The sequence below is a fragment of the Porphyromonas circumdentaria genome, from assembly GCF_900167105.1.
GTDB lineage: Bacteria > Bacteroidota > Bacteroidia > Bacteroidales > Porphyromonadaceae > Porphyromonas > Porphyromonas circumdentaria.
The window spans coordinates 18,923-36,081 of sequence record NZ_FUXE01000001.1 but is presented as its reverse complement, the minus strand read 5'-3'; the positions used below and the strand labels follow the sequence as shown (position 1 = coordinate 36,081).

Sequence of the window (17,159 nt, the reverse complement as noted above, 5' to 3'; positions counted from 1 at the left end):
TACAGGAAGTCGGAGCTTGCCCTATTCTATATCCAATAAATCAAAAGATTTCTTTTTGTTAGGGCTATAATAAGTTATATTTGTATGGTATTTTGGTTAGCATTTAGTCAATACACAAAAAGGCATCTTATGGATGAAATTCTACGTACTTTATATCTGCGTTTAGATACTACGACCAACTACTTGGCAAAAAATGATGAGGCTCAATTGCTTGTGAAGATAATTTATCAAAAAACTAATGCGACTTTCAATGAAATCCTTGAAAGCTATCAAAGAATAGTACAAAATGCAAGCGAGCAACGATTGAAGGAATTAGTAGACGATTTATTGGAAAGGGAGGAAATATCCAAACGTCAAAAAAAATATTATATATCAAAGAATAAACGAGACAAGATAGAAAAAGCTCATGCAGAATCTCGAGAAAGATTTGTTCGAGTCGTCAAAACTTTTGAGCCGTATTTCTCGGAAACAAAGAACATAGAAATATGGCTCACAGATATAATGATGTGTTTTTTTAATGCTTTTTCAGATGACTGGATGTCTGATTTGTGTTACAATGTGAGTGCTGTTGCACGTCGTAAAGATAGCATATTAGATGTTATTCAAAAGCGTACATTAAACAACAAGCTCATTGATAAGAGAGATAAAGATTCATTAGCCAATAAGTTTATAGAACTTATTCTTAGGAAGGAGCCTGATATAACAGAATTCTTATGGGAATATGGAACTTCTGCTTTTGCTGCGAAACTTATAAAGAACTCATACTCTATTGATAATTTGACAATTGAAACCTTTAAGGATAGTTGTTGCATTCTCGATACTAATATATTAATGCACATCGGGTTAGAGTCTAGTGAATACTACAATTCATTTAAAGTTCTTGAGAACGTATTTTCTGAGTTTGGAATACACGCTGGAATTCTATATATAACCCAGCAAGAATATCTTACAGCGGTAAGATATAAAAAGGAGCAAACTCTCAAAGTTGTAGAACGGTATGACTGGGATGTTCTCAAAAAAACAGATGACCAATATCTTCAAACTGCTATACAAAGAGGTTGTACAACAGAAGATGACTTCTTGACTTTCTTCACACAACTGCTAAAAACACCAAGTTTTATAAATAAAAAAATCCCTATTAGCCTCTTGGATGATGATCGGACACTAGAGAGGAGAATCTCGGATGCCCAACAAGATGAAACAAAACGACAAGAATTAAATGCAATCTTTAGAAGTATTACTGGACATGACAAAAAAGAGAATGCATTACTACACGATGTTGGATTAATTAGTGGCGCAAACCATTTAAGAGAATCAGGTAAATATTTCATCATTTCCCAAGAAGTGTCTGTCAATGCCTATGCAAAGAAGAAACCTTCTGTTAATGATTTACCAGTCGCTATAAGAATAGAAACCCTGCTGAATGTTTTAGCCTTAAATGGAAGTAAACATACCATTAGTGATGATTATAAAATATTATTCGCAAATATAATTCGAGAAAATTTGCAGCCTAGTAAAAATACGTTTACGGTTCCAGACTTATCCATTATGCTGGAGAAAAATGAGCAAATATCGAAACTTCCATCAGATAAGATTGTCAATATTGCACGAGATATTCACAGAAAAAGATTATTGGGTGTTTCTGATGAAATAATCACAATGGATATGACAAGGCAAATTCAAGGCGCAAAAATAGAAGTCGTTGAAGACCTATCAAAGGCTCAACAAGAACTTTCTTCAGAAAGACGTGACAAGGAACATTACCGCATACAGGCAAGTAAAGGAGAGTCTGCTTTAAGAAAAAAAATAGACACCGAGGTTAGGGCTGAATATCGTAAAAAGTCTATTTCCTTTTGGATTAAGAAGATTGTGATACTACTCTTGACACCAGCATTATTAATTGTTATACTATGGCTTGCTGGGGTCAAAGAGCTTCTTAAAGAGCTGGCAATTGGGTTGCTTATTTTCGTAATCGGAGTGTTCTTTTCTAAGAATAAGAAGATATATAACGAACGAAAAAGAAGTAAGGAAGAAAATATCAATAAGGAAGTAGATCGTCGTCTTAATGAATTATTGAAAGAAGAGGGGTAATAACGTTTGATTACAGAGTTTTTACTCCCTTGCGACTTTCTTTTGCTTCTTTTCTTTAGGTCGCCTGCTCGGTTCAAAGACAAAGAAAAGAAGTCCCGAAGTGGTTTGTTTAATCGCTTCGGGGCTTTTTTTATAAGGGTAGGGCTTAGGCTACACGGCTCTGTATCTGCTTGATGTTTCGGTGTACGAGGTCTATGATGCGGTCGTGATACTCGGTGTTCTTGTTCTGCAAGCCACGGCATTGAATGACCTTCATCGTTTCAAGCGATACCTCAATGGTCTCTATCCGCTTGCCTTCAATGTGTGCCGATAGGATAAGGCTCTGTTCTTTGAGGTAGTACTCGTTGGTAAAAATGCAATGGTGCAAGACTTGCCCTTCCTCCATATACTCCTGCACACTCTCCAACACACGTACCTCAATCGTGCCGTCTGTAAAGGCTATGCCAAAGAAGTGGGATTTGAGGGCTTGAAAGCGCTCCTCATTCTCTATGGCTTTTTGTCGTCTTTGGGCTTCGGCTTCCTTATCTCGCTGTGCCTGCAACTTTCGCTGTGCCGTGTCGTGGGCATCCTGCAAGTCCTCGGGGCAAATGAAGTGGGCGTTGTGCGTGTCCTTGCCTAATCGTCTGAGCATATTCACATAGTCGCACCAAAGGGCAATATCCGTGATGTCGTAGCCCTTGCGCAGTGTGATTTTGTAGGCTTGCCAATACTCGTCTATCTTCCTTGCTCGGCTGAGGAAGTACCGCAGATGCTCCGTGCGTCCTGCCTTAATCAGTGTCTCGGCTCGGCTGTCCGTGAGTAGAGCTGGGATAAGCACAGAGGGGGCGATGTCGTGGCACTCGCCTGCAAAGCCATTCCTGCGAAGAGTGTCTATTGCCTTGACCTTGGGATATAGGGGGCAATGGGCGATAAAGCGATAGGCTTCATTCTCGTTACGAATAGCCATAGGCGAATAGTAGGCAAAGCTATCCACATAATGCCCCATAATTCTCTGTACGGCGACAATCGTCTGTCGTCCACTCTCGCTCCACCAATACTGCCCAATCTCAATGACTGAGGACACGGCTTGGTAGCCCTTCTCCATACCCACAATAAGTAGACACATACGCAAGACTTGATACCCTCCCGAAGTGGTTAGTACTGTAAAGTACTGCTTCTGTTGCAATTTCCTTTGATAGGTTTCTTTGACCTGCAAGCCTGCCCCACACTGGGGGCAGATGCAATGCTCGATAGACTCGTTCATCTGCCACGAATGCCCACAATCCATACAAGTGTTTTTCCCTTTGGGTAGGCGGTAGGCAAAGTGGTCGATACATTCACGGAATGCCCATTGCTTTTGTATCTTGGTTATCGGGTGGAGGTGCTTACTCTGAGCCAAGACGGCTTGCTCAAATTTATTTCGTGGTTTCATAGGCTTATAAATCAAATAGAGAGGGTTGGGGTATTGGGTCGCTGTTGATGCTTACCTTGGCTTTCACTCGCTTCGGCTCTTGTAACTTGCGTAGCTCTTCGGTTTGATACTGCTGTATCGCCTGCTTGCGTGCTTCGGCTTTCTCTTCTTCGGTGAGGACTATGGTGTGATTGACTACCACATTGCAGGCTACACGGCTACCCACTTCTAAATCGTCTTCATCATAGTAGTGGACTGCCATAGCGTAGATTTCATCGTCCTCAAAGCCATTGCACCCGCTCTGTCGCACCTGCTGTAAGATATAGGTGATGCAGTCCTCGATGTTCTTGCCGGGCTTCGCCAAGTTAGGAGTAAATAGGGGGTCTGTCATTGCTCTTTGATTAAGATACTCGGCTATGGTGCGTGTGAATTGTTCTGTTCCTTTCATTGTCTTGTTCTCTTTGGTGCTTTATTTCCCGATTGTCCATTCTCCATTTCGATAGACAGAGAGGCAGGCATATTCGTTACATAGCTCGTGGGATAGGCAACGCATATAGAGAGTGCCGTCGTGACTTAGGCTCTTGCCCAAGTCCTCAAATAGGCTTTTAGGGAAGTCCCAACGGCTGTATAGCTCGGCTTCAATCTGGAAGTCATCGTTTTGCTCATGCCAATCATCGGGGAAGTGTTCCTCTATAAATGCTCTAATTGCGTCTATCGTTTCTGCCTTCTCGCTTGATGCGTAGAATAGGTTGGTGCATATATTTGCCATAATCGTCTTAATGTTTAGGGATTTCTACTATCTGATTGATGTGCCTACATAGGTGTTTGCGTAGGCTGGTACGGTCGGGGGCATAGTACTCAGCCCATTGTCCGTATTGATTGACCAAGTATTTTTTCAGCACATCAAAGAAGTCAAATCGGTAGCCCATCACGGGGATGGCGGTACGGAAGTAAGTATTGCTATTCACGGCTTCACATAGCCAATCCTTTTCCTCACGGCTCATCGCTTCGCCATGATTAAGTTTTTCGCGCAAGAGGTAAGCTTTACACTCACGGAGGGTTTCCAAAGGTTGTACCTCCCACTGCACAAACTTAGTCGCCACTGCACGCTCACGCTCCCCAATCCCCGAACTTATGCGGTAATGAGAGGAGGAGCTATATCCTTTTCTGCTCATCGAAGATGTTGTATTTATTTTCTGCTTATCCATAGTGACATTTTTTTTATGCGTCCAAAGATCGGAGTATGCTGATTCCTTTTTTCGAGCAAAACAGAGGTAGTGGGGTGAAAGCAAACACAAGGTTTGGACGGAAAATACGACCTGAAGAGGAGCACAGCGAAGCGCAAGTGTGGAGATTTTCCAGACCAACCATAGGCTTGACCTTGAGGTAGCCCAAGCCCCATACTACCTTTGCGAAGAAAAAGAAACAGCATCCATCTGCCACGCATAGGGTGGAACGTTCTGGATAGCTGAGAGCAGAAGCGAACTTGTTCGAGTTCTGCCGAAGTGGACAAACGAAGATAAAATCAGCGAATGGTAAAAGAAATAGAAGTGCAAAGTTTAAAACCAATAGTGTTCTAAATAATTTCTCAGAATACATCCTAATTGGCTGACATTAAATTCTTTGTAAGTTTGCACATATAGAAATCAATTTTTAATATACTATATATCAAATGATTAACTAAATACTTTGGACACTATTGGCTTAAGGTACAAAAAAAGAGAAAAGGTGCTTATCCGTGCAAGATAAGAAGATAAGCATCTATAAAGATGTTGAGAACTAAAAAGACAATACTATTTCATAGCACAAGAAGTAAAATCACAACCAATACAACAATCCAAAAGAGGTCGTGCAAGAGGCTAAAAGCGATTTGTAAGAGAGAACGAACGATAAATCGCAGTACTATGAATCCAATAAGTATCGAAATGGCTATTACAACTTGTGGAGTAATGCCCTTGGATGGAAGAAACAAACCTCCTATGAGGACTAGCAAATAATAACGAGGTTTCAATAATACGAGAGCATATGATGCAACGTTTTTTTGCTGAAGCAGAAGGCTTCTTCATTGCACTATCAAAAGAAGAGGAGGTTGCTCAAATGAAGGTGGGGCTGTAAACATCGCTATTCATATTTCTGAAACGGTATACTCGGATGCCAAGGAGTTTTATTATTGTTGTTTGCACAAAACAAATAATATTCTAACTTTGTGAGAACGCAGAGTTCTTTTGTAATTTTGTTGTGGTAAGTTGATCGTAGCTGAAATAGATTGAGGCTATATTGAGGTGTAGAAATAATAGAAATGCTTGAATAGGAGGTTGGGCGAGTCATATGATGGACTAAATTTCTTGGTTACCAAGGTCTATTTTTCTGGATTTTTGTGTAAACAAAGTTTTGGAATGTGTCGCCTTGCTCTCTAATAAGTTTTTTTGAATAGGGTATAATCTCATTTAAAAGTCTATTCTTGGATTCATATGCCAGTTTAGTATGTTAAACACCTTCAATTGATACAGCCTTGTTTTTGGATGCTTTTATCTCACAGAATACAAAAGAATATTTGTTGTAGCTTAATAGTATGATTGTTTAAAAGTACACCACAGATAGATGAAAGAGGGATTCAACGTGACAGAAGATTTATTTTTATCACGGAAACGGAAGCTGACTGATGCAACTCTGAGAGAAATTTTTCAGAATTATGCAAGTGATATTGAACTAAGAGATAATCTTCTTTATCACTGTGGCTTGGAAGATAATGTCCAACCGACATTGGCTCATAGTAAAAGATTGAGAGCTTACTTATGCTTGAGTTTGGCTGAAGAAAAAGGTTTTGACATAGAGATAATAACCCCTCTAGCGTGTGTAGTAGAACTTATACACAATGCAACGCTCATTGTTGATGATATTCAGGATAATGGTATAATTCGATGTGGAAAAACAGCATTATGGAAAAAGGTAGGCATTCCTAAAGCTATGAATGCTGCTTTTTTTTTGGCTCAACTATCACTTGCATATTATAACTTGAAATGTAAAGAGAATCAATATTTTAATTACTCTGAACATATAATTAAAATCTTAGATAACTTGGTAAGTTCTCAACAGCTTGACATTGAAGAAAAAAAGGAAATGACCTTGCCTCTTTTTGAGAAAATCGCAATAGGAAAAACCGGGGCTTTACTACGATTATCTTTTTTGTTTGGTCTTATGCCGTTCAAATTTGAAGAAGATAAATGGGATGAAATACAAGAGTTTATAAATCATTTCTCTTGTGCCTATCAAGCTTTAGATGATTTGGCAGATATAAATGTCGCAAAAAAGCATGCTCAAAACTATCATCTAGATTCTTCGAATATATACTACTGCTTTTTTCAAAAAAATGAACGGCCAATTGATCCTAATGCTAATGAGAAAATTCAGATATATATAAAAGAAACAATAAATAAAGCAAACTTCTCTATAGAAAAGATGATTGAGAATAAGTTGTTGAAAACGAACAGCCAATTAAACGCAATGATCAATTCAATATGTCAGAGTATGTAAAGAATCCACAAGAGTATTACACTATTTGGGAGACAAAATATAGGGCAAGTATTACATTTGCCTGGTTAGTTTGTGGACTAGGAATTGTCTTTCCTTTGTTTGTGCTTTTTTTTATTGGTTCAATGGTTGATCCTAAAAACAGTCCGATACAATATGAGAATCCTAATCGTCTAATTATTTGGGTGATTTTGTTAATCCTTTTCTCTCTTGGGAGTTCTTTTGTTGTGGCATTTCTCCTTTACGGTAGGATATACAAAAAAATTATTCCACAACTTAAGGAAAATAATGAGGATCAGTGTCCTGAGACTCAAAATCTAATACGCAAAGAGTTTGAGAAGATAAATTCAATCGCAGATATAGTCCTATATATCTCAGGAGTCATAACGATTTTTCTTATTTATTGTTTGATCCAGGAAACAGGAGGCTTATGGCGAAGCCCTATGTCTTTTTACCTGAGTTTTATTCCTTCTGCTATTGCAATCGCTTTTAGATCATATAGAGGGATTGCTTTAATTGGAGCAGTGGTTGTTATTGCAATCATTCTTTTATTCTATAATCCAGAGTGGAATACAGTTATAGAGAGTTCCAATTTATACAAACAGGGGGCATTAGCAATGTTTGTATATCAGATTCTACTTGTGGTACTGTTGGAATATCTATCAAACAGAAAAGAAAGGAGAACTCTTGAGAAGATCTCCTCTTTATACAGAAATTAAAACTCTGACAAGAATAATGAAGAAAAATACCGTTTCTCGCCTTGCTTGGGTATCCTATGATTTTGCAAATTCGGCTTTTCATCTGTTGATCCCAACAGTTTTGTTCCCTTTGTTTTATCAAGGGATGTTATCACCTAATCCGCTTGTAAGTGACTTATTTTGGAGTATTATTGTTTCTCTACCTGTGCTTATTGCTGGTATTTCTGCTCCTTTTATAGGTGCGATGCTGGACCGAAACAAAAAAAATAAAACATTTTTTATTATATCCACTTCTGCATCAATTTTTCTTACATTTCTCTTGGGTTATATTTCTCCTTTGAATCACAACTATTTGTTGTTGATTATTTTTGCATTGTGTATGCTATCATTCAACCTTTCTCAATTCACATATGATGCATTTCTACCCAATCAGATTGAAGGAAAAGGGACCGCTATGCTGTCAGGGTTAGGATGGGGGTTCGGTTATTTAGGTGGAATTCTCTGTATGTTACCTATAGCTTTTATCATAAAGGATAAAACTCTCCCAAATGATTATTCAAGTTATCAGACATGTTTTCTCATTGTGGGGCTCTTTTATTTGGTTTTCTCTCTCCCTAGTTTTTTCCTGATAAATAGTACAAAAGCACGAAAAAAAAAGGAGTCTCTTGGTATATCTCCTTATATAAAGGTTTTTTCAACTATAAAAAACTGGAAAAAAAACAGACATATTTTCCTTTTTCTAATAACCTTCTACCTCATTAATGATGGCTTGTCTACTTTGGTATATTTCACATCCATCTTTGCTTCTAAAACTCTACAAATGAGCGCAAAAGAAATCCTCACAGCTTTCTTATTCGTTCAATTAATTGGAGTTCCTTCAACAATTTTTTTCTGTTATTTGAGTGAACGAATTGGCTATCTAAAAATGTTCGCCAGCACAGTGATTCTTTGGATTTTTATAAGTCTTGGATTTTTGATCGTCTCAAACACTGTTGAATTTTATGTTCTTTCCTTTGTTGTAGGCTTAGTTATTGGAACAACTCCTGCCTTAGGGCGAGCAATACTCTCTAGCTATTTAACAAGACATGAAGATGCCATAGAGTTTTTTGGATTTAATGCTTTTGCTAGTCGAATCTCTGCGGTTCTAGGTCCCCTCTTGTTTGGGATTATATCTTCTACATTTGAGAGCCAAAAATTAGGTCTTCTAAGTCTGATTGTGTTTTTTGGATTAGGTCTTGTGGGATTGAAACTTCAACAGAAATTTTCTTCGTCAAGTACAGTGTACAAATGAAGTTCATTATTCTTTTTTGGTACTCATCGTTGTCTAAGCCATGATGTGTAGACTAAAGAGCGAATGAGGTACAATCATAGGGAATCTGAGTATCAACATCTCAAGTTTTACTTTTTCTCTTGTTGATTGAATCTAGTATCATTATTATGTTGTTATCAATATCACCTATAAGATCTTTGGAGATGCTTCTATGATTTTTATTCACTTGCTCCCGAGTATCCCCATGCTACAAGAACTTTATCGCCAACACAGAGGGACTCTTCCTGGTTCTGACCAAGATATTGAGGATTGGAAAGCGTGTACTATATCAGAGTATGCAGAGCAAAATTGCGACTAAGACAACTATCCAGAAGAAGTAGTCGAGAAGCGTGAAGATAATTTGTAGTAAGGTGCGAACTATGAAGCGTAGCACCAAGAAGCCACGAAGATGCCGATGACGGTTACGACTTGAGGCGTAACGAGCTTCGAGATGAAGTAAATTGCACCGGCAACAACTGAGAGTAGGAGCACTAGTTCAATGATACGTCTCCAGTCGATAGAGCGAGAATTCTTCGTTGGCTCTGCCTTAGGCTTATCGTTGGTAGCCTTAGCCCTAATGAAGATAGGACTGTGAACATCGTGATTCATTAGTTGAGTATTCATATCCGGGAGCATTTTAGAGTGTCAAGAGCTCCACAAGATGCACCGAAACACAAAGACAAGGGCATGCCTCTTGGCGTGTGAGGCGGAGTGTATATCTTGGCTCTTGATGCTCCAATGCTCCCGATAGGATTAAGTTACTTCGATGCTTCAGCCTTCTCCATCGTAGGCAAGTTGTTATTCTCGATAAGCTCGACAATCGTGCCTGTGAGTTCGGTGTAGAGAGCCTCGTACTCAGTGCTTCCGTCGAAGTCGTCTGTGAGGTCATACTTCGCGAAGACTGCCTGAATGAATTGATTGCCAAGTAGAATGGGAGCAAGTTTTTCTGGTAGTGGTTCGGGCAATTCTTCGCTGAACTCATTCTCTAAAATAGACACAAGGGTATTGTGCTTAGAGAAGTGTAATCCTTGGTAAAGGACTTCGCTCGACATCGCCTCAGCTTCGAGGTGGGAGAAGCCCTGAGATATGGCATCGCAGTAAGCGGTGAGTGCTGCATCGACACGAGCCGAAATAAAGGCTGCGTCTGTCATTAACTCGGGGTGATAATCATTGAGGTAAGTTTCCAACTTCAGGCGGAAGTAAGAAAGCTCTTTCTTAGTCTGATTCATAATATCATTCTGATTTTAGATGAAACAAGTCTTTGTTAGATGCCCATAGCAGTATTGAATTTATCAAGTTTTTCGGCGAGTTGCTCCATATCATGCTCTATTTTTTTGTTAGTGATACGGGCATAGATTTGCGTGGTCTTTATGTTGGTATGCCCTAACATCTTCGATACGCTTTCGATAGGTACACCTTTAGAAAGCGACATCGTTGCAAAGGTGTGGCGAGCTAAGTGGAAGGTCAGATTCTTCTTGATTCCACAGATGTCGGCAATCTCTTTGAGGTAGGCATTGGTCTTCTGGTTAGAGAGCATCGGGAAGAGGTTCCCCTCTCGATAAGTTTGGTCGCCATATTTGGCGATGATACTTTTAGGTATGTCCAGGAGGAGAACATTGGTCGAAACACTAGTCTTCTGACGCTGCGTCATAATCCACTGCTTGTCGCCTATAGTGACGATGTGGTCGGGCGTGAGGTTGGCCACATCAATATAAGCCAGCCCTGTGAAGCAGGAGAAGATAAAAATATCCCGAACGAGTTCGAGACGTTGTAGTCCGAGTTGCTTGTTCGCTATTTTGAGAATCTCCTCATCGGTCAAGAAACCTCGATTGACAGGTTCCAAGTGGAAGCGATGATTGAGGAAGGGATCATGATGAATAACACCCATCTTACCCCCAAGGATAACAATCGTCTTGAATGTTTTCATAGTCTTTGTCGCCGTGTTGGGATTTTGCCCAACAATGGTACGCAGATAGATGTCAAACTCACGAATGACCGTAAAGGTCAATTCTGATAGTTTGAGGTCGGAGCGTTTGTAGTTCTGCTGTAAGAACTCAGCAAAGCGACGCTTACATACATTATACTTCTGGAGTGTGGCAGGAGCGATAGATAGTCCGACTTGCTGTGCGATGTCTGCGTTGTGCTTATCGAAAAGTTGCATTATCGTGTCAATGTCAACTTTCTTCCCTAAGAATTCGGTTTTGATACGCTCCAAGCATAAGTCGTCGCTATCCTCCAGTTTGCGATAAATGTTTTGCAAGCCATTGCGGATATTGTCCAGCTCCAAGTTAATACTGAGGGCTTCGGTAGTACGTCCCTTTATTTTCTCGTTTACACAGTCCCACTGTGTTTTCACGACAGCGATGCCCGTAGATCCAAGGGATAGACGCTCGTTGTTGAGGTAAATTCTCAACATCACAGGAGTCTTGCCATCCTTGTTGACATAGTTGCTTCTAAGATAGAAGGCTGTTCTAAAAATAGACTTCATACACATCTGTTTTTAAGAGTTGTAGCCAAGGCGAGAAAAATTGTAGCCACGGTGACCATAAATTGTAGCCAAAACGTGAAAACTAAACCTCTGTAACCATGCTACAAAGTTCTACATAATGCTTTGAATAACAGCAATGTATGAGTACTCTAAACGAACTCCCTACGTACTCTTGGCTACAATTTTCAATCGGCTCGAAAAAGTGTAGCCAGATTGTAGCCATTTGAGAGTATTTTGGGAGTATTTGCGACCTCTGTACGTACTCTGAGAAGATGTGTAGGTATAAAAGAAAAGTATCGTAACTCATTGAAATTACGATACTTACTGATTTTGTTGGTGTTTTCTGAACTCTTGTTCAGAGTACCTCAAGCGGAGAGAGAGGGATTCGAACCCCCGGAGCCTCTCAGCTCAACGGTTTTCAAGACCGCCGCAATCGACCACTCTGCCATCTCTCCTTGAAAACAAAAACCACCAGAAAAGAAAAGGTGGTTCTGAATTCGAGTGCAAAGGTATATCTATTTTTTGAACTACACAATACTACAAAAGAAATCTTTCAAGAATATTAAGTCCAACACATCCACACTATGAAAGTCCCCCTCTTTTTAATTTGTTCGTAAACTACGGCAACAACTCCTAAGGGATTTGAAAAAGCGTATTTTATCCCTTTGTTTTGTATTTTGTAGCAGATTATGGAAGCACCCCTAAACTAATAAAAAGACAATAAAGTCCCGATTTTATTTGTTCAAAATACAGAATAAAAAGCCTACTGGTAATTGGAAAAGAGAAATAGCAACTCTTCAATTATGGGATTCGTAGTCGCATCTCCTTAACACTAAGCTCCACTACAGAATTATAAGGGGTTCGAATAAATTTTCTCCAAGTCGCCTTTAACGGAAAGACTTGAACAAAAAATTCCGAAGTACCCTATTAAAATCATTTTTCTCCTGAACAATTCTTTATTTGCAATCTAAATATATATATATTCAACTTGAAAATATGTATACTTAATCTGAATATACATATATTCAATCTGAAAATAGAGTTTTATTCGTAACGTTTTCTGTTTATAGTCTCGAATAAACAGAGTTATACAAGTGTCAAAAAGATTTTTCAAAAGCCTTTTTACAGAGCTTTACCTCATTCGTGATCGGAGGAATTCTGTGAAGTCGAGGATAATGTGCACTAACTCACTCTACTACTAGCACCTTAGTAAAGATTAAGAGTGAAAAAAGAGCGTACACAAAGGAAGAGTAAATCAGAACGCCAATGATAATACCTCAATTAGACATCATGCAAGGGGAACCTCCTACAAATTATATGTAAATAGCATTATCAACGAAACTCAAAAAGCTATTGGATTATCCCCAACGGTCGTAAGTGTTATACCAAAAGAAAAGCATTAACGAGGCTCTATTTGTTTTTCTCAAGCCTGTTGGTAGGAAATACAATAAAAAAGCTCCGCTACCCATCATTTACTTTATAAAAACTAACTACCTTTGCCAGAAATAGAACGAAAGTATAAACATCCTAAGAAGTACTCAAAACATGAAAAAGTCAGTATTTTTTATTTTATCGTTGGCAGTTATTGCCCTATTAGGTTCTTGCAAGCCTAAGCAAAGTACTTACCGTCAAGTCTACGAACAGGCTAAACAAAGAGAAATCGCTCAAAATCAAAACTCAAACCAAGCACCTGAAGCTACAGATGCTAACGTTATCGTTTCAAAACCCATACAATCTTCTGCCTCTCTTCGCAGAGAGCGTTTAAGCGCAGTGGCAGGAGAAGACTCTAGCCGTTTAAAGAGATATAGTGTGGTAATCGGTAGTTTTCAAAACAAAACCAATGCACAATCTCTCAAAGAGCGCATGGAAAATGCAGGGTTTCAACCTGTCCTTGCAGAGAATGAACATGGTATGATTCGCGTTATTGTGTCAAGTTTCTCCTCTCGTGAAGAAGCGGTTTCAAGCAGAGAAAGAATTAAACAACAGTTTGCACCTCAATTCCAAGATGCTTGGCTCTTAGAGTTATCTCGCTAAATGAACATTCGAGAAAAAGAATCATTGATCAGCCACAATACTTTTAAGGTAAGTGCTGTGGCTGATTGGTGGATCGAGTACTCCTCTTTGGAAGACCTGAAGCGTTTATCTCAAGATGAGTATTTCCAAACACAGCAGTTCCTTCCCATAGGTCAGGGAAGTAATTTGCTTTTTTTACACGACTATCAAGGTGTGATACTCTCCTCGCAAATCAAAGAGATTGATATAATCAATGAAAGCGAGAGCAAAGTTTCCCTGCGCGTAGGATCTGGGGTAATTTGGGATGACCTCATTGTATGGGCTCTGGAGCACGGCTATAATGGCATTGAAAATCTCTCTTGGATACCTGGCACAGTGGGGGCTGCTGCTGTACAAAACATCGGAGCTTACGGAGCAGAGATAGAGGAGTTTATTGATTACGTCGATACCTTTGACCTAAAAGAGGGCAAACAACACACGTTTACCAGAGCGGAGTGTAATTACGGTTACCGTTATAGCCTATTTAAGGAAGAAGAGTACAAGCATCATGTCATAACCCATGTACATTTTACTCTGCCTAAAAACAATCACGTAAACCTTTCTTATCAGGCACTCGAAGCCTATTTTTCCCATCAAGCCCCTACTCCTTTGGCCGTGCGAGAAGCGGTGATTGAGATACGAAAATCTAAATTGCCCAATCCCGAGAAATTACCTAATGCAGGGAGCTACTTTATGAATCCGATAGTACCCATAGAGGTGTATGAGAAACTTTCGAAAGAGTACTCCGACATGCCCTACTATCCTGCAGAAAAAGGTATAAAACTCTCTGCTGCATGGTTATTAGATCAAGCTGGATTAAAAGGATATAAAAAAGGAAATATAGGCACCTATGAGAGACAACCCTTAATCATAGTCAATCTCGGTAAAGCAGAAGGAGCTGAAATAGCCCAATTTGCAGAAGAATTATCCAATAAAGTCTTCGATAAGTTTGCCATTCGTTTAACACCTGAGGTACGATACATCGGGAAATTCAAACAAGACATGACAGAATAATCTACCCTAAAGCACCCCTCTCGAACACTTTATGAATAAGTTGAGCTCTATAACATTATTGGGATCGGGCACCAGTACAGGCGTTCCCGAAGCAGGGTGTTATTGTGCCACTTGCCTCAGCAAAGACCCGAGGGATAAGAGAAGCAGAACCTCCGTGCTACTACAAACCGTAGAGGGCAAACGTATTCTTATCGATTGCAGTCCCGATTTTAGGCAGCAAGCCATAAGAGAGGGGATAAGTTCTTTAGATGCCGTCATTTTAACGCACGAGCACTATGACCACATAGGTGGGTTGGACGATTTGCGTACGATTGCTTGGCAGAAAGACCTCCCCATATATGGCGAAGAGTCGGTATTAAACTCTATCCGTCATCGCCTCCATTACTATTTCAGTCCCCATCCCTATCCAGGAGCTCCTCGATTAAAACTTCATACTATAGACGAGACCCCTTTCGAGATAGAGGGCTTAAAGTTTATCCCCATACGACTATTACATGGGCGACTTCCTATTTTAGGCTTCCGAGTAGAGAATTTTGTCTTTATAACTGATCTAAAGAGCATTGCACAGGAAGAGTTGGAGAAAATGACCGATGCAGACACACTCTTTATAAACGGATTACGATACACCAAGCCTCACCCTACCCACCAAACCATAGAAGAGGCTGTAATCCTCGCCCAACAATCAAAGGTAAGACAAGCTTATATCATACATCTCTCCCATCATACTCCTCGCACAGAAGAGATGGACAAACGCTTACCCGAGGGTGTTTCTGCTTCTTACGATGGCCTTCACTTGGTTAGAAACGAGCAAGGAGAGTATATCCCTCAAAGCAAAAGAACTTCGGACTTTTTGGACATGTCACTACCCTATCACTATAAAGATTGTGGTCACATCGAGTATGAAAAGGCCTATCAGCTTCAAAAAAACTTATTTGAGACCGCCATTACCCACAAGCAGAATAAAGCGGTTGCAGACAATTATCTGCTCTTCTGTGAGCATGAACCCGTTTTTACGTTAGGAAAGCACGGAAAAGAACAGAATATGCTCCTCTCTGAAGCTCTTCTCTCTCAAAGAGGAGTTAAGCTACACCGTATAGATAGGGGGGGGGATATTACCTACCACGGACCAGGTCAAATAACGGGGTACCCGATATTTGACATCGAACAGTTTGGCATGGGTATTAAACAGTATGTCTACACCATTGAGCAGTGTATCATAGAAACTCTTTTGCTGAACGGTATCGTAGGCGAACGCTTGGAGGGAGCTACGGGAGTTTGGCTTGAACCTCATACAGAACGAGCAAGAAAAATTTGCGCCATCGGTGTTCACGCCTCTCGCTTTATAACATTACATGGTTTTGCGTTGAATGTTTTCACAGATCTCTCCTATTTTTCATGGATTAACCCATGCGGTTTTACCAACAAAGGAGTTACCTCTATGGAAAAAGAGATGAAATCAACTACTTCTATGGAGCTTGTTAAACAGCAATTGGAAGAAAGTTTTAGGAGAAACTTTACCTCTGCTTATCTTGCCCACAACGCAAAAAACTGAGGGCGAAAGATGGACAATGTTTTGGCAAAAACAGAAAAAAGAATCCTATTTCTTAATAGACTTTGAGTTATGAGGATTAGCAACAAGATATAGAACAACTTTAACACGACATAATGAATAAGAAAGTAAAAGTAGCAATTGTCGGATACGGCAACATAGGTAAATACACATTAGAAGCAATAAAGCAGTCTGAAGACTTCTCTCTGGCAGGTATAGTTCGTCGCAATCCTAACGAAGAGCAACCCCAAGAGTTGGCGGGAATACCCGTAGTAGGCTCTCTCGGAGCATTGAAAGACGTAGACGTTGCCCTGCTTTGTGTACCTACCCGCTCGGTAGAAAAGTATGCCGTAGATGCCTTGTCAAGAGGAGTTGCTACAGTAGACACTTTCGATATACACGGAGATATCCTCGAATTACGTCGTACCCTAAACGACGTTGCCTGCAAACACAAAACAACAGCTGTTATAGCTGCAGGTTGGGACCCTGGGAGCGACTCTGTAGTTCGTACTATGATGGAAGCAATTGTTCCCCGAGGGATTACCTACACCAACTTTGGCCCAGGTATGAGTATGGGGCATACGGTTGCCGTAAAAGCTATCGAAGGAGTAGAAAAAGCCCTCTCTATGACGATTCCCGTCGGCACTGGTATTCACCGTAGAATGGTGTACATCGAGTTAAAAGAGGGCTACTCTGCTGGCGAAGTTATACAACGGATCAAAGAGGATGACTACTTCAAACACGACGAAACTCACGTGCTTATAGTTGATGACGTAGAGGCTCTTATCGATATGGGACATGGAGTACATATGACACGTAAGGGCGTTTCAGGAGCTACCCATAATCAGCTCCTTTCATTCGATATGAAAATCAACAACCCCGCTCTTACAGCGCAAGTTATGATATGTGCAGCTCGTGCAGCAGTGCGCCTCTCTTCCGGAGCCTACACCCTACCCGAGATAGCTCCGATAGACCTACTGCCTGGCGATAGAGAACAATGGATTAAGAAATTATGTTAAGTATAATATAAAGAGCTT

General features: G+C 40.1%; 15 protein-coding genes, 1 tRNA gene and 2 pseudogenes. 10 read left to right on the top strand and 8 right to left on the bottom strand.

From position 1 onward, the window contains the following. The first annotated feature begins 129 nt into the window (after positions 1 to 129). Positions 130 to 2,091, top strand: a complete 1,962-nt coding sequence (locus tag B5D06_RS00150; RefSeq protein WP_078736013.1) for a hypothetical protein — start codon at positions 130 to 132, stop codon at positions 2,089 to 2,091. Positions 2,092 to 2,236: 145 nt separating this feature from the next. Here B5D06_RS00150 and B5D06_RS00145 read toward each other — a convergent pair whose 3' ends face one another. From B5D06_RS00145 to B5D06_RS00130, 4 genes are read right to left on the bottom strand one after another with little or no spacing between them, the layout of a single operon-like run. Then, entirely contained in the window at positions 2,237 to 3,502 is a 1,266-nt protein-coding gene (locus tag B5D06_RS00145) for a PcfJ domain-containing protein (protein WP_078736012.1), read from the bottom strand. A gap of 4 nt (positions 3,503 to 3,506) precedes the next feature. After that, positions 3,507 to 3,929 carry a PcfK-like family protein gene (locus B5D06_RS00140; protein ID WP_078736011.1) on the bottom strand — a complete coding sequence of 141 codons (423 nt, stop codon included), beginning with the start codon at positions 3,927 to 3,929 and terminating at the stop codon, positions 3,507 to 3,509. 21 nt (positions 3,930 to 3,950) lie between these two features. Next, the gene (locus tag B5D06_RS00135; RefSeq protein WP_078736010.1) at positions 3,951 to 4,250 is read right to left on the bottom strand and encodes a hypothetical protein; all 300 of its coding nucleotides are present in this window, start codon (positions 4,248 to 4,250) and stop codon (positions 3,951 to 3,953) included. A 7-nt stretch (positions 4,251 to 4,257) separates the two neighbouring features. After that, positions 4,258 to 4,689, bottom strand: coding sequence for a hypothetical protein (locus B5D06_RS00130; protein WP_078736009.1), 432 nt, complete (start codon positions 4,687 to 4,689; stop codon positions 4,258 to 4,260). Between the two features lie 1,393 nt (positions 4,690 to 6,082). On the opposite strand from B5D06_RS00130, the gene B5D06_RS00120 reads away from it, so the two are divergent. The 4 genes from B5D06_RS00120 to B5D06_RS08975 all read left to right on the top strand — a co-directional run bounded on the left by B5D06_RS00120 (position 6,083) and on the right by B5D06_RS08975 (position 9,338). Then, on the top strand, positions 6,083 to 7,015 hold the full coding sequence (locus tag B5D06_RS00120; RefSeq protein ID WP_078736008.1) for a polyprenyl synthetase family protein: 933 nt from the start codon (positions 6,083 to 6,085) through the stop codon (positions 7,013 to 7,015). Next, a complete protein-coding gene (locus B5D06_RS00115; RefSeq protein WP_078736007.1) occupies positions 7,000 to 7,731 on the top strand; it encodes a hypothetical protein in 732 nt (243 codons plus the stop codon). Before B5D06_RS00120 ends, B5D06_RS00115 begins: the two co-directional genes overlap by 16 nt. A gap of 16 nt (positions 7,732 to 7,747) precedes the next feature. Then, the gene (locus tag B5D06_RS00110) at positions 7,748 to 9,001 is read left to right on the top strand and encodes an MFS transporter (protein WP_078736006.1); all 1,254 of its coding nucleotides are present in this window, start codon (positions 7,748 to 7,750) and stop codon (positions 8,999 to 9,001) included. Between the two features lie 190 nt (positions 9,002 to 9,191). Next, positions 9,192 to 9,338 carry a hypothetical protein gene (locus B5D06_RS08975; protein ID WP_184227843.1) on the top strand — a complete coding sequence of 49 codons (147 nt, stop codon included), beginning with the start codon at positions 9,192 to 9,194 and terminating at the stop codon, positions 9,336 to 9,338. On the opposite strand, the pseudogene B5D06_RS00105 reads toward B5D06_RS08975, so the two are convergent. The 4 genes and pseudogenes from B5D06_RS00105 to B5D06_RS00090 all read right to left on the bottom strand — a co-directional run bounded on the left by B5D06_RS00105 (position 9,309) and on the right by B5D06_RS00090 (position 11,962). Then, positions 9,309 to 9,643 (bottom strand): annotated as a pseudogene (locus B5D06_RS00105) (hypothetical protein). The gene B5D06_RS08975 and the pseudogene B5D06_RS00105 overlap by 30 nt on opposite strands. A 134-nt stretch (positions 9,644 to 9,777) precedes the next feature. Next, positions 9,778 to 10,248, bottom strand: a complete 471-nt coding sequence (locus B5D06_RS00100) for a DUF1896 domain-containing protein (protein WP_078736005.1) — start codon at positions 10,246 to 10,248, stop codon at positions 9,778 to 9,780. A gap of 35 nt (positions 10,249 to 10,283) precedes the next feature. Further along, complete coding sequence (locus B5D06_RS00095) at positions 10,284 to 11,507, bottom strand: site-specific integrase (RefSeq protein ID WP_078736004.1); 1,224 nt, start codon at positions 11,505 to 11,507, stop codon at positions 10,284 to 10,286. 370 nt (positions 11,508 to 11,877) lie between these two features. Continuing rightward, a tRNA-Ser gene (locus B5D06_RS00090) sits at positions 11,878 to 11,962 on the bottom strand. A gap of 1,090 nt (positions 11,963 to 13,052) precedes the next feature. Here B5D06_RS00090 and B5D06_RS00085 point away from each other — a divergent pair. The 5 genes and pseudogenes from B5D06_RS00085 to B5D06_RS00070 all read left to right on the top strand — a co-directional run bounded on the left by B5D06_RS00085 (position 13,053) and on the right by B5D06_RS00070 (position 17,141). Continuing rightward, complete coding sequence (locus B5D06_RS00085; RefSeq protein ID WP_078736003.1) at positions 13,053 to 13,541, top strand: SPOR domain-containing protein; 489 nt, start codon at positions 13,053 to 13,055, stop codon at positions 13,539 to 13,541. Further along, positions 13,542 to 14,573, top strand: coding sequence for a UDP-N-acetylmuramate dehydrogenase (murB, locus tag B5D06_RS00080; protein ID WP_078736002.1), 1,032 nt, complete (start codon positions 13,542 to 13,544; stop codon positions 14,571 to 14,573). 31 nt (positions 14,574 to 14,604) lie between these two features. Further along, a pseudogene (locus B5D06_RS09005) lies at positions 14,605 to 15,273 on the top strand (MBL fold metallo-hydrolase); the annotation flags it as partial. A 156-nt stretch (positions 15,274 to 15,429) separates the two neighbouring features. Beyond that, positions 15,430 to 16,125 (top strand): lipoyl(octanoyl) transferase LipB, encoded by a 696-nt coding sequence (gene lipB / locus B5D06_RS09000; protein ID WP_234989530.1) that lies wholly within the window; start codon positions 15,430 to 15,432, stop codon positions 16,123 to 16,125. 113 nt (positions 16,126 to 16,238) lie between these two features. Then, complete coding sequence (locus B5D06_RS00070) at positions 16,239 to 17,141, top strand: diaminopimelate dehydrogenase (RefSeq protein ID WP_078736000.1); 903 nt, start codon at positions 16,239 to 16,241, stop codon at positions 17,139 to 17,141. The last annotated feature ends 18 nt before the right edge of the window (positions 17,142 to 17,159 follow it).